Genomic DNA, 13,991 nt, shown 5'->3' with positions numbered 1-13,991 from the left:
CTAGAACAAGGTACCGCTGTCGTTAGAAACAGGGGTCAAAGGTACTTTTCGTTTAGGATGTAAAGGATCCTCTTCTTCAGCCATCTCTTCTTGAGAAACCGGATCCTCATCGATATTGATCATAGGGGCAAGGCCTATCTCTCCCTCATCAGGATTGTTATCTTCTGTGATCTCTATCTCTTCTGCTAAAAGTTGATCATACCCATCATAGTTTTCCACTCTCTTTTTGTGACTGTTAGGTAGCGGAGAATTTTGTGTATAAAGTTCTGATTTACCCTGATACTCACCTCTAAATACCCCTTCAGGTATATCAAATGTTCGTTTCGTCTCCGGATATAATTCCAACAGTTTTTTATAGTAAAAAGAGAATGCAGGTGCAGCTAATGCACCTCCTGTCGCTCCGCGTCCTATACGTGTATTGTCATCTCGACCGAACCAGACAATCGTTTCAATGGTCGGCGAGTATCCACAGAACCATGCATCGATATTGTTATTGGTCGTTCCCGTTTTCCCTGCAAGTTCTATGCCATCTACTCTTGCATTCCTACCCGTACCTCTTTTCACAACATCCATCAAGACGTCGGTCATCAAGTATGCCTGTTCAGGCGTGGTGAAGTCTTCTATCTCTTTAGGACGTGTTTCATAGATCACTGCACCCTCTTTAGAGATGATCTTGCTTACAAGTCTCGGCTCTATCATATGGCCTTCATTGGCAAATACTGAAAAGATCTGCGCCATTTTCAACGGACTTAACCCAAGGTTACCTAAGGCAATGGACATATCTCTAGGGATATGCGGCACATCTAAAAATGCCAATCTTTTACGGATCGTACTCACACCGAGATCGGCTACCAGATTGATCGTCGCAAGATTACGTGAATGCACCAATGCTTCTCTAAAAGGTATGAACCCTTTAAAGTCACGTTCATAATTTTTAGGTGCCCAGATCTTAGGTTTCCCCTGATAATAATACTGAAAAGTTCTTGCAAGGTCTGTCAAGGGACTTGCAGGATTGTAGCCCATATCTAAAGCCGTTTGGTAAATAAACGGTTTAAATGCAGAACCGGGCTGACGCTTTGACTGTGTCACACGGTTATAGGCAGACTTCTCATAATCTGCCCCACCGACCATCGCTAAAATATCACCTGTTTTACTCTCTACCGCTACAAATGCAGTATTCAATGTAGAGGTTTCTGCTTTCTCATTATATTTTTTGAGTGCTTTCTTATAGGCAAAATCAACTGCCTCTTTTGCAATAGCTTGCTGTTTCATATCGACCGTTGTATAGATCTCATACCCACCGGTACGTATATCACCCAATTTCCCTTTAAAGCGTCTCAATACTTCATCTACAATACCTGGTGCTATATTCTGTGTCAATGAAGTTTTATGTACCACTGGAGATTCTTTTACCGCTTTAAGATAATCACTTTGCGTGATCCACCCTATGCTTTTCATACGATAGAGTACATTATTGGCACGGTCCAAAGCACGTTTGTAATGTTTCAAAGGATTATAATAACTTGGTGCATTGGGTAAACCTACCAAAATTGCCGCTTCTTTGAGCGTCAACTCATGAAGCTCCTTATGAAAATATCCGTTTGCCGCGGTTTTGACACCAAAATAATTATTTCCATAGGATATCTCATTGAGGTATCGTTCAATGATATCCTCTTTACTTAGCTCATGTTCTATCTTCAGTGCCAATATGGCTTCTTTGATCTTACGTGCCAGTTTCTTTTCATTTGAGAGTATTTTGTTCTTAATAAGCTGCTGCGTCAGTGTACTTCCACCCTCAACAAACGCACCCGCCTGTATGTCTTTGACTATCGCTCTTAGGATCGCATCCGGATTCACCCCGTTGTGTTCAAAGAACTGCGTATCTTCCATGGCTACGAGTCCTTCTACAAGGACTCCCGGGATTTCATCATAGCGTGCATAAAGACGGTGCTGGTCTTTGAAGACATAGGCAAGTTTTTCACCGTTTCTGTCATAAATGACAGAAGAGGTTTCTGGCTTATAATTGATGAGTTTATCTGCATCCAAAGATATCTCTTCATAGGCATAAATAAACGCTGCAGTCAATGCCACGCCAAATAGCATTGCTAAGATAATAGAACCTTTTACTAAACTATTGAACACGCAGACCCTTTATGAAAAATATATACATTTTTTATTTTGAATGGTTATTGTACCGTGTTATGGCTAATGAGTGCTAACGCATGTCTGATCTTCTGGACAGAGACACCCAGATTCAGTATTACCCTGATGATCGGCTTTTCCACTGTAGGCTGACGGATTGCCCCTACCAGATACCCCTGGACCATCAACCCTTTCTGTACGAACAATGCATGTTCATTACTTGGCATCTCTATAGGTACGATAAGACTCTGACACTCAATACCCAGTTGTTTTCTTACCGCCGTCTGCCGTTCGAGGATCTTCTTTCTATATTTTTCTGCTTTTTTACGTATATGTTCCACATTGACCAGTGCCAATGCCGTATCGAACACAGAGGGTGCCGTAGAGTAGATGATCGGTTTAGCTCTGTTTTCCAGGAAACTGATCACGTTTTTGGAAGCCAGGATGTATGCCCCATAAGAACCGTAAGCTTTTCCCAGTGTTCCCATCTTGATATGTCTTTCGTTGATCCTGATACCATAATACTCAAAAATCCCCAAGAGTTTGGTTCCAAGGACTCCCGCGCTGTGTGCCTCATCAACGATAAGCAGTGCTTGGGCTTCATCAGCAAGGTCAAAGATCTCTTTCTTACAAAGATCTCCCCCCATAGAGTAGACACCTTCCACTGCAATGATCTGTCTTTTAGCCGGATATGCCGCTAACTTTTCTCTAAGATCATCCACATCATTATGAGCAAATGTGACCACCCGGTCTCCCAAAAGCTGTGAAGCCATAACACCAGAGGCATGGTACTCTTCATCCATGAAAAGCATATCTCCTTTACGAACCAGTGCTTCTATGAGTGCCATGTTTGCCAAAAAGCCCGAACCCACTACAAGTCCTTCTTCAAAACCATTATACTCTGCCATGGTCATCTCAAAGACCCTGTGTATAGGGTGATAGCCGTTCACCAGCATACTGGCCTTGGAGCTGATCGTTTCATATTCATTGACCAGTTTTACTGCTTTTTTAAACTGTTTTTTATTGAGTGACAACCCCAGATAATCATTAGAAGCCAGATCATCCAACCTGTCATCATAGAGTTTGCGTTCTCTGAACCGTCCTGCTTTTTTAAGGGCTTTTAATTCATTTTCATACATATTAATTTTTAACCTTTATCCATGGCAATAGTGTTTCCACTTGTAATCCCATCGCCGTGCTTTCATAGCCATCTACAGACTGAATGTATTTTTTACAAAAACCTTCAACCATACATCCCCCTGCCTTACCTTGCCACAGTCCACTCTCAAGATATCTCTCAAGATCCTCTTCCTCAAACCTAGAAAAATGATAATGCGTTGCAGAGATATCTGAAAAAGCCAAACGCTTTGACTTGTAGTGGGCAGAGGAGATGATAGAGATGGTCGAACCGCTTTGGATGTTCAGGATGCGTCTTGCATCTTCTCTGTTTTTGGGTTTTCGTAAGATCGTTCCATCCGAAGCTGCGATGACCGTATCAGCACACAGCAGAGGTGACTCCACTCCAAACGCACGAATAGCTGCATTGAGTTTACCTTTACTTGCAGTGTAGACAAAATCTTTTGCAATGGATGTAGTGATCTGCTCTTCATCATACGCTACCGACTTTTGAATAAAATCGATTCCAAAGTTATTGAGAAGCAACGCCCTGCTTTCAGAAGATGAACACAAATAGATCATTACAATCCTCTAAGAGATACACCTAACCATAACGCTACGATTCCTAACACAATATTGATCGGTAAAAGCAGGTTAGGAATGAAACTCATCTGTGCTTTGGCAAGTGCAACCTCACCTTGAGAGAACAGTTTCCATGCTTTTGCACGTTTGATATACATATAGGTGTAATTGACTGCCATGATCGTCCAAATGATCTCTTTAGAAAGAAAAAGCGATTTTAGATCACCATGGTGTCCACCGGTCGCTATCGCCATGATCAAACCTGTAACAAATAACAGTGCAATAAAAAGCATCACAAGATTAAAAAGTCTTCCTGTGATCTGTAGGGTGATACCTAATCTCTGTTTGGGTACCAACATAGAAGCCTTGACATCGTTTTCCAACATCTCTGCTGCAGTCACACCGCCTCGCTGAATGACAGGATGGACTGCCACACGGATCGCGATCATACCGCCTACCCAGATAAAGGCAGAAAGTACATGTAAAAAAACGATCAAATTTCCATAGTTGCTAAAGAGTTCTGTCATCTTAGTTTCCGCCTTCCAATACTTCACTCAAATAGACTTTTGCCTCTTCCAAGGCTGTAGTGATCTTGCTTGGGTCTTTTCCGCCTGCCTGTGCGAAGTCAGGACGTCCACCGCCACCGCCGCCAACGATCGGTGCGATCGACTTGATCCAGTCACCTGCTTTGATCGGTGTATTTTTAGAACCGGCTGCAAGCATAACCTTGTCACCTTTTTTCATAAAGAGCATCACCGCAATGTTCTCATATTTATTTTTGATCTCATCGATCATGGTTTTAATATCACCATTTTCAACTTCTTCTACGATGACATTTACGCCATTAACCTCAACAGCACTCAACTCTTTTTGAGAACTGCTCATAGCTGAAGCCAACTCTCCTTTCAGTGTTTTCACCTGCTCTTTGAGTTTAGCGATACCTGCCATCGGATTTTGGTTCTTGAGCTCTGCTTTGATCTCATTAAGTTCATCTCTGAGTCCATTGACCATTTCTCTTGCAGCATTTCCACACACAGCCTCTATACGTCTTACACCCGCACTTACACCACTCTCTTTAGTGATCATAAAGAGACCTATCTGCGCAGCATTCCCTACATGTGTACCACCACATAATTCTATAGAATCATCTGCAAAACTGACAACACGTACTTCATCACCATACTTTTCACCAAAGAGGGCCATAGCACCAGAGTTCTTCGCTTCTTCTATCGACATCACTTCCGTTTTCCCCGGGATGGCTCTGGAAATTTTATCATTCACCCATGCTTCCACTTTGGCTATCTCTTCAGCTGTCATTGCCTGTGGATGAGAGAAGTCAAAACGCAATCTTTTGTCATCATTGAGAGAACCAGCTTGAGCTATGTGGTCTCCCAAAACAGCCCTAAGTGCCGCATGAAGCAAGTGTGTTGCAGAGTGGTGTTTCTCTATCTCGGCACGACTGGTATCTACCACAGCCTCTACCTCATCACCCACACTCAACTTACCTTTAACTTCTGAAAGGTTCATCTCTAAGAACTTTCTTGTATCGAGTACTTTTATATCGTTGTTAAGTGTTCCGGTATCACCTGTTTGTCCACCTGATTCTGCATAAAATGGTGTTTTATCAAGAAGAACCCATCCTTTCCCGTCAATGCGCTCTACCTGGTTAAAGTCCTCATCCAGCAGAGCCAACACTTTTGCACTGGCAGTTGTACTCTCATAACCGACAAATTCATTGACATCAAACTGCTCCTTAAGTGCTTTAAAGTCACCTGTTTCTGAAGCATCACCTGTACCTTTCCAGTTGGCTTTTGATTGTGCCTTTTGTGCTTCCATCTTCGCATCGAATGCATCGATATCCAGCTTGATATTTTTCTCACGAAGCATATCTTCCGTAAGGTCAAGTGGGAAACCATAGGTATCATAGAGTTTAAAGGCTACTTCACCATTGAACACTTCAGAGGTATTTTTCAACTCTTCATTAAAGAGTTTGATCCCTGCTTCGATCGTATCAAAGAAACGCTCTTCTTCCATCTTCATAGATGTTTTGATCGCTTCTGCTCTATCCGGAAGATACTCATACTGTTCACCCATCTGCTCGATCAGAGTATCTACCAGTTTATACATGAATGGTTCACGTAATCCTAGTAAATATCCGTGACGAATGGCACGACGCATGATACGACGAAGTACATATCCACGTCCTTCTTTGTCAAAGTTCACACCCTGAGCAAGCAGGAATGAACAAGAACGTAAATGATCAGCGATCACACGGTAAGAAGCAGAGTTAGGTGCTTCGTAATCATAAGGTGCACCTACAAGTTCACCGATCTTCTCCAAGAAAGGCATGAAGAGTGAAGAGTGGTAGTTGTTGAGTTTACCCTCTTTGATGGCAACCACCCTCTCCAGTCCCATACCTGTATCGATACTAGGTTTTGGAAGCGGGGTCAGTGTACCTGTTTCATCACGGTAATACTGCATGAATACCAGGTTCCAGATCTCTAAGAATCTGTCCCCTTCTCCACCCATTTTGTCTTCCGGACCATTAAAGTTCTCTTCCCCCTGGTCATAGAAGATCTCAGAAGAAGGACCGCAAGGACCCGTATCTCCCATCTGCCAGAAGTTATCGGCATCACCAAAACGCAAGATACGGTCTGCTGCTATATGTTCCTTCCATAGCTCTTCCGCTTCATCATCACTCGTATGCACGGTCACCCAAAGCTTGTCTACAGGAAGGTTCAGATACTTCTCACTTGTTACAAATTCCCATGCATAAGCAATGGCTTCTTTTTTGAAATAATCCGCAAAAGAGAAATTCCCAAGCATTTCAAAAAGTGTATGGTGACGTGCCGTATAACCTACATTGTCAAGGTCATTGTGCTTTCCACCCGCTCTTAAACAGGTTTGTGAAGAGGTAGCACGAGGTATCTCAGGGATAGGTGCTTCACCCGTAAAGATGTTCTTGAACTGTACCATCCCGGCATTGGTGAACATAAGTGTCGCATCGTCCGGTACGAGTGGTGAAGATGGTATAAGCTGATGCCCTTTACTTTGAAAAAAGTCTAGAAATTCTTTTCTGATATCCATGATAATCTGATCCTAAAATTGTGTTGTATAAATTGGTGACATTTTAGCTAAATTGTGGTTACTTAGAGGTAAAGAGTGGAATTTCGCAGGACTCTACTTTCTATTTGAGTACATAGAGCCCTGCTGTGGATAGGTTCAGACATATAGTACACAATAATTGTGTGAGATTTATGGCCTCAGTACGGCTGTTTTTCACTAACATCTTTTTCTAACACAAGAAAATTATGTAACGGGCGAACACAATATACAGGTATATCTCATCTTAATAGATATCAAATAGTGTACATCCATCATGTAAGCTTCCATCTTCGATAAAACCATTAACATCCCATAGCGGATCATATCTTGTGTAGCCTGATGCACTAAGAGTACCATTTGCAACACATTCATAATAGATACCGTTTATACCTGCATCCGTATTTGGATCATTGTCATATTCAATAAACAGATCATCTACAATAATGTTTGTGACTAAGTCAAAATTACAATTATCTCCGCGAAGATCAAATGTGAAAGCCCCTTCAAAATTAGTGACACCGCTTAAACCACTGTCACAATGATAGATGATATCACTCACACCATAACCCAAACCATCTGTAATAAAATATGTTTCGGGTACCGGTCCATCATCACTTCCGCCGCCACAGCCACTCAACGCCATAACGGATACTCCAGAGAGTATCAATATCATAAACTTTTTCATCATCAATCCTTTTCCTTTTATTTAACCCATCATAACAGATAATCGTGTCAGATTTGTGTCAATAACGCAGCAATCTTCTCACTGCCGTTCTTTTCAACGATCTCCATAAGTCCTCTACTTTTCTCTGACAGATCCTCATCCAGTAGTGCAAGGACTTTCCCTGTCTCTATCTCGTCTTCCCTCATGATCCATGCAAGATTTTTTTCGACCAGAAACTGTGCATTGTAAAACTGATGATCACTCGCAGCATGCGGGTAGGGAATATAGAGTGCAGGCAGAGCCGTCGCCGAGAGTTCCCATAGTGTCGAAGCACCCGAACGTGCTATGGCAAGATCAGCTTCTTTCATATAGTCTGCCAGTTTGGTCGTAAAACCGAATACATCTGCTTCGATACCCAGTTCATCATAGACTTTTTGTACCTCATCAATGTTATTTTGACCCGCCTGATGGATGATATTTATCCCTCTCTCTTTGAGTTGGGGTGCTAACTCTAACGCTAGTGTGTTGATAGCTTTTGCCCCTTGGGATCCGCCAAGAAATATGATAGTTCCCACTTTATCCCGTATGCGGGCATTATCGAAAAATATCTGCTTGATAGGATAAGCTTTGATGGGGCTCTCTTCCAAGTATGAAGAGATGAATGCTGTAGCATGGGGCTTAAGCAGTTTGTTAAGTGAACCCAGTGCGGCATTTTGTTCATGGATGACTAAGGGTATACGAAGGATCCTGGCTGCAAAGGCGGTGGCAGCAGCTGAGAAACCGCCCACAGAAAAGACCACTTTGGCCTTGTGTTTTCTTAAAAGTTTAATGGCTTGTATCGTTGCTTTGAACATCATAAAGAGTGATTTGACCTTACCTAATGATCCCTGGTTTACTACGCCGCGTGTTTCAAAAAAGTATGTGTATGCAAAATCAGAATCCTCTTCAAACCACTGTTTGTCTTGTCCTTTGGTGGAACCGATATAGATCAGTTCTTCCTCTTTCAGATGCTCTTTCACTGCCTTGATGATGGCCAAATGCCCACCTGTACCACCACCTGTCATTACAATACTCATCGCATTCTTCCTTTAGCATCCCTTGGTACCTTTTTAGATACCATCAAGACCATACCTATAGCGATACAGGAAGCCCATATATGCGAACCACCATAACTTAAGAACGGTACGGCAATTCCTTTAATAGGTGTGATCCCTGAAATACCGTAAGAGTTAAGGATAAATGCCAACGAGATCAGCAACCCTACCCCTATGGAGAAGAGGTAATACATAGGGTTTTTTACTTTGGAAGCGATCTTGAAGATACGGAAGACTATGAACAAGATGGTCAGTGTCACCAAGAACAGTCCTAAAAATCCTAACTCTTCCGTGATACCTGCCAAAATAAAGTCTGTATGGACTTCACTTAGGTAGCCCAGTTTAAACTGACCGTTGCCCAGACCTTGTCCCCAGAAACCGCCATTATAAATGGCATTGAGAGAATTTGATATCTGATAGGGTTCTTTGCCTGCTTCTATACGAAGGTTCTGAACCGATTCAAAAGGGAAAAGAGAGAGGATACTGTCTTGTACCGTTCCCCACCAGCTTTTGATCCGTGCCATACGGTGAGGTGCCAGGATAATGAGCCCTACAAAAGCGAACAAACCAACAGAAAGCAGGCTGAGAAAGAACTTCCATGAGCTTCCGATAAACAAGAACAATACCATGAGTGTCGCTCCCAATACCACCACTTGACCTAGATCTTTTTGAAATACAGCGATGATAACAACGGCCACCATGAACACAAAGAGATACGGCGTAAAAGTACGTACCTCTTCCCAAAACTGCATTTTTGTTTTGTTGAGTAGTTTACGAGAAAAACTCCAGGCCAAAAAGAAGACGAACCCCACTTTAAAGAATTCAACAGGTGCAATGGACATAGGCCCTACATGTATCCATCGTTTGGCCCCTCCTACCGCTGTTACAAGAGAAGAAGGTAAAAACTGCATACCTATCATCAGAATAAAAAAGAGGATAAACAGTGACAATCCTATACGTGAAAACCATTTATCAGGGTCCATTCTACTTAAAAGAACCATCGTTCCGAACCCTATAAAAACAGCCATACATTGTCGTATAAAAAAGTGAAAATCCGCATAATTAAAATGCAGTACGGTATAGGTAGAGAGAGAATAACTCATCACTAATGAAAGTGTCAAAAGTGTCATGACACCTGCTAAAAGGGGTTTGTCTACCATATCATATTCTCTTTCTTTTATTCATTAGTATTTTATCAGATTTAACAGATAACTTTGATAAAATGACACTCTATAAGAGGGAAATATGAATAAAGACATACAAAACAGAGCAATACATCAAAGAAAGACCAAAATTTCTTTCCTTTTTTTACTCTTATTGCTTGCCATGGGTATGTTCTTATTTTCCGTACTGAAAACCATCTCATCAGACAGACATATCCCCAGCCATACGACTACAATTTATGACCGTTCATTTCGCGGGTCTATCATCTCTGAAGACGGATATACCCTTAGCAGTTCAGAAAAAACCTATCAGGCAGTGGTTCGTGGAGCGAGTATAGACCTTGACAAAAAAGCACTGTTTGTCAAACTCTTCAGTATCTATAGCGGTATTCCTGAGAAAGATATCCTTAAAAGATTTAAAAACCGTAAAGGGAAAGAGATCAAAGGCAATATCATCCTCTCTAAAACCATTAATGCACGTTCAGCGATGCAGCTTAAATCCCTTGCGTATAAATTACGAAAACTGGATGTATTTCAGTCTATCAAACTCCGTAATGGCATAGAAGTGCTCTATGGTCTAGATATCATAGAAAATGGTGAGAGCAGACGTTTCCCTCTAGGTGATGTTTTAAGTCCGATATTAGGCTATGTAGGAGATGAAAGTGATGGACGTTACACACGTCCGGCAGGGAAAAAAGGGCTTGAACGTGCGTATGAAAAGCACATTACCTCTAAGAAAAATGGATATTTCCAAGGTAAGCGTGATGTGGTCGGCGCGGTCATCCATGACAAGAACAGTATTAAGATGCAGCGTGTAGATGGATTAGACCTTCATCTCAACATTCCTCTTGCCCTGCAGAGACGTGTTGAACTGATGATAGACCAAATGAAACACAGTATTGATGCCGATGAGATCCTGGTCGGCATCATGGAGAGTGAGACTGGTAAGGTACTAAGCATGGCAAGTTCTGAACGATATGACCCATCGCACATTACACGAAACGATATTGCTTCACTTGTACCAAAATTTACAGAATACCCTTATGAAGCAGGTTCAGTCCTTAAACCGATCACGATTGCCATGGCACTTGACAAAAAAAGGATCACACCTGACACATGGTTTAAGACCGGCTATAAAAGATTTGATATTACAGGGGGACAGCATGTGAGTGATGATGATTATTTTGAGTCTCTTTCCGTCACGGATATCGTGGTACACTCTTCCAATATCGGTACCTCTCAAATCTCATGGCTGCTTACAGGTAAAGAGTTCAGAGAAGGTCTGCTCAAGTTCGGACTCGCCCAAAAAACCGGGATAGACCTCTCACGTGATCTTCCAGGTTCTCTCAAGTCGCTTAGACTACTCGATCATAAAATGCATAGAGCGAACTCTTCGTTTGGCTATGGTATGATGGTGACATTCACTCAGCTGCTTAAAGCCTACTCCGCTTTCAACAATGATGGTTTAGCTGTGACACCTCATTTAGTGGATTATCTGCAAGATGCACAGGGCAACCACTATACCCTTCCTCCTGAAGTGGGTAATATGCAAGCTGTCAGTAAAAAAGCGGCTAACCAGATACATGATATCCTTTTAGAAGTGGTCAAGCGCGGTACGGGTGTCAAAGCACAGTACCCAGGCTTAGAAGTAGGCGGGAAAACAGGAACAGCACATATCGCTAAACATGGACGCTATGTGAGAGAATACCACAGCAGCTTTTATGGTTTTGCCAACGACAACGAAGGACATAAATATACCATCGGTGCGTTGGTCATACGTGCTAAAAAACCCTATAAATACTTTGCATCACAATCAGCAGTCCCTACCTTTAGAAGAGTATTGGACATACTTGTAGAGCTCGATTATTTGAAACCAGAAGGAGGTCTTGAAGTGACCAGTCCGGAGATCAAAGTAGAACCAAAAACACCACCTGTAGTCATACATGAACCTTCAGTAGCACAAAAAGAAGAAAAGAAAAAAGTGACTGTAGAACCGGAGATAAAATCCAAACCTTCTGTCAAAGAGCTTTTTAAACTCCAACCAAAACCTGAACCTAAACCGGTCAACACAAAGCCTGCAAAAGAGAAGTCAACCAGAGAACTTTTTGAAGATCTATTTTAGGAGGTACATTTAGATCCACAAATTATCGATCAGCCTAGGTTTACCCACCCATGCAGCCACTAGAATGATCGTATTACCTATCTCCACAGTGTCAAGTTCATTAAATGCTCTATCAACAATAGCCACATACTCCACTTGGTCCGTCTCTTCAAGCACGATTAGCATCTCTTTTTTGATCACTTCAACATTGAGTTCGCCTGCCATGACCATTTTGGTTGCGCGTTTGAGTGAACGGGCAAGAGAAAGTGCACGCGTTTTTTCATCACCCTGCAAATACACATTACGACTGCTTAAAGCTAATCCATTCTCATCTCTGACAATGTCACAAGGAATGATATTCACATCCATAAAATAATTTTTGACCATCTGTGTGATGAGGGCTAACTGTTGTGCATCTTTTTTCCCAAAATAGGCATTTGTTGCACCGCTGAGATTAAGCAATTTCATGACCACTTGAAGCATACCGTCAAAATGGCCTGGACGCTTTTCTCCTTCTAAAATGTACCCACGGATCGCAGGTGCACCTATACTCAGTTCATCCTTCTCGTACATTGCATCGATCGTCGGCATAAACAAGATATCCACACCTGCCAATTTGCATATCTTTATGTCCGCTTCCTCTTTACGGGGATACGCATCCAGATCTTCCCCTTCCAAAAACTGTGTAGGGTTGACAAAAATAGAAACGATGAGATGATCATTCTCGTTCTTTGCTTGCTGTATGAGGGAAAGATGTCCTTTATGTAGTGCTCCCATAGTTGGCACAAAACCTATAGAACCCGATAATGCTTTTTTTGCTTCCTGTAAAGCCTCTATTGTCTGAACGATAATCATTTCTAACCTCATATTTCGCTATATTTAGATAAAATCATATCAAAATTACACTAGGTTTTTACTATGGATGCATACGAATACAGCGAATTACTCAAATCACTTACCATTAAAATGGACAATATTAAAAACATTGTCAAACCTGACCTCTTACAAGAAAGACTCAAAGAGATCGAAGAGATGCAGCAAGATCCTAATTTTTGGAACGATGCAGCAAATGCTGGTAAGATCTCTCAGGAAAAAACCAAAGCTGAACGTATTTTAGCCACCTATAACAGTGCCTATGATGCAGTCCATGATGCCAGTGAATATTTTGAACTCTCTAAAGCAGAGAATGATGAAGAGACCCTGGAGATGCTCTATGAAGATGCAGAGAACCTACAGGAAAGTACAAATGCACTGGAAGTGCAGATGATGCTCAGTGGTGAACATGACGGGGCTAATGCCATCGTTTCCATACACCCCGGGGCCGGTGGAACAGAATCACAAGACTGGGCCAGCATTCTCTACCGTATGTATCTGCGTTGGGCAGAAAGACATGACTTTAAGGTGGAAGTACTAGACTATCAAGCCGGAGAAGAAGCGGGTATTAAAGATGTCTCTTTCATCATCAAAGGTGAAAATGCCTATGGCTACCTCAAAGTAGAGAACGGTATCCACAGGCTTGTACGTATCTCCCCTTTTGATTCCAATGCCAAACGCCACACTTCATTCTCTTCTGTGATGGTCTCACCGGAAATAGATGATGACATAGACATCACCATCGAAGACAAAGACTTGCGTGTCGATACCTACCGTGCCTCGGGGGCAGGTGGACAACATGTCAACAAAACAGAATCAGCCATCCGTCTGACACATATACCGACAAATATCATCGTACAGTGTCAAAATGACAGAAGCCAGCATAAAAATAAAGCGGCAGCCATGAAGATGCTCAAATCCCGTCTTTATGAGTATGAGATGGCAAAAAAACAAGCAGCTTTGGATGGCGTAGAAAAATCAGATATTGGATGGGGACATCAGATACGCTCTTATGTAATGCAACCCTACCAGCAGGTAAAGGATACAAGGTCCAATCAAGCCTTTACCAATGTCGATGCCATACTTGATGGGGATATAGACAAAATGTTAGAAGGTGTACTTATCACACAAGCAAGATAGAGACACAACTT

General features: G+C 42.1%; 11 protein-coding genes. 2 read left to right on the top strand and 9 right to left on the bottom strand.

Features of this window, described 5'->3' with window-relative positions:
- The 8 genes from PF327_RS06630 to PF327_RS06595 all read right to left on the bottom strand — a co-directional run bounded on the left by PF327_RS06630 (position 1) and on the right by PF327_RS06595 (position 9,863).
- Positions 1-2,142, bottom strand: a complete 2,142-nt coding sequence (locus tag PF327_RS06630) for a transglycosylase domain-containing protein (RefSeq protein WP_008245519.1) — start codon at positions 2,140-2,142, stop codon at positions 1-3.
- Between the two features lie 44 nt (positions 2,143-2,186).
- Positions 2,187-3,281 carry an aminotransferase class I/II-fold pyridoxal phosphate-dependent enzyme gene (locus tag PF327_RS06625; RefSeq protein ID WP_289401817.1) on the bottom strand — a complete coding sequence of 365 codons (1,095 nt, stop codon included), beginning with the start codon at positions 3,279-3,281 and terminating at the stop codon, positions 2,187-2,189.
- A gap of 1 nt (position 3,282) precedes the next feature.
- On the bottom strand, positions 3,283-3,840 hold the full coding sequence (gene maf, locus PF327_RS06620; RefSeq protein WP_289401816.1) for a septum formation inhibitor Maf: 558 nt from the start codon (positions 3,838-3,840) through the stop codon (positions 3,283-3,285).
- Entirely contained in the window at positions 3,840-4,367 is a 528-nt protein-coding gene (locus tag PF327_RS06615; protein WP_289401815.1) for a hypothetical protein, read from the bottom strand. The genes maf and PF327_RS06615 overlap by 1 nt, the downstream gene beginning before the upstream one ends.
- Position 4,368: 1 nt before the next feature.
- Positions 4,369-6,927 (bottom strand): alanine--tRNA ligase, encoded by a 2,559-nt coding sequence (gene alaS / locus PF327_RS06610; protein WP_289401814.1) that lies wholly within the window; start codon positions 6,925-6,927, stop codon positions 4,369-4,371.
- A gap of 262 nt (positions 6,928-7,189) precedes the next feature.
- Positions 7,190-7,630 carry a hypothetical protein gene (locus PF327_RS06605; protein ID WP_289401813.1) on the bottom strand — a complete coding sequence of 147 codons (441 nt, stop codon included), beginning with the start codon at positions 7,628-7,630 and terminating at the stop codon, positions 7,190-7,192.
- Between the two features lie 47 nt (positions 7,631-7,677).
- The gene (gene murG / locus PF327_RS06600) at positions 7,678-8,685 is read right to left on the bottom strand and encodes an undecaprenyldiphospho-muramoylpentapeptide beta-N-acetylglucosaminyltransferase (RefSeq protein WP_289401812.1); all 1,008 of its coding nucleotides are present in this window, start codon (positions 8,683-8,685) and stop codon (positions 7,678-7,680) included.
- Positions 8,682-9,863: an FtsW/RodA/SpoVE family cell cycle protein gene (locus tag PF327_RS06595; RefSeq protein WP_008245536.1), complete on the bottom strand. Its 1,182-nt coding sequence runs from the start codon at positions 9,861-9,863 to the stop codon at positions 8,682-8,684. Before PF327_RS06595 ends, murG begins: the two co-directional genes overlap by 4 nt.
- 85 nt (positions 9,864-9,948) lie before the next feature.
- Here PF327_RS06595 and PF327_RS06590 point away from each other — a divergent pair, with 85 nt between their 5' ends.
- Positions 9,949-11,988: a peptidoglycan D,D-transpeptidase FtsI family protein gene (locus PF327_RS06590; protein WP_289401811.1), complete on the top strand. Its 2,040-nt coding sequence runs from the start codon at positions 9,949-9,951 to the stop codon at positions 11,986-11,988.
- 9 nt (positions 11,989-11,997) lie between these two features.
- Here PF327_RS06590 and panC read toward each other — a convergent pair whose 3' ends face one another.
- Positions 11,998-12,822, bottom strand: coding sequence for a pantoate--beta-alanine ligase (panC, locus tag PF327_RS06585; RefSeq protein WP_289401810.1), 825 nt, complete (start codon positions 12,820-12,822; stop codon positions 11,998-12,000).
- A gap of 63 nt (positions 12,823-12,885) precedes the next feature.
- Between panC and prfB the strand changes: the two genes are divergently transcribed.
- On the top strand, positions 12,886-13,980 hold the full coding sequence (prfB, locus tag PF327_RS06580) for a peptide chain release factor 2 (RefSeq protein ID WP_289401809.1): 1,095 nt from the start codon (positions 12,886-12,888) through the stop codon (positions 13,978-13,980).
- Positions 13,981-13,991: the final 11 nt, after the last annotated feature.

The organism is Sulfurovum xiamenensis (genome assembly GCF_030347995.1).
In the GTDB taxonomy this organism is placed as follows: Bacteria; Campylobacterota; Campylobacteria; order Campylobacterales; family Sulfurovaceae; genus Sulfurovum; species Sulfurovum xiamenensis.
This window is presented reverse-complemented; position numbering and strand designations above follow the sequence as displayed.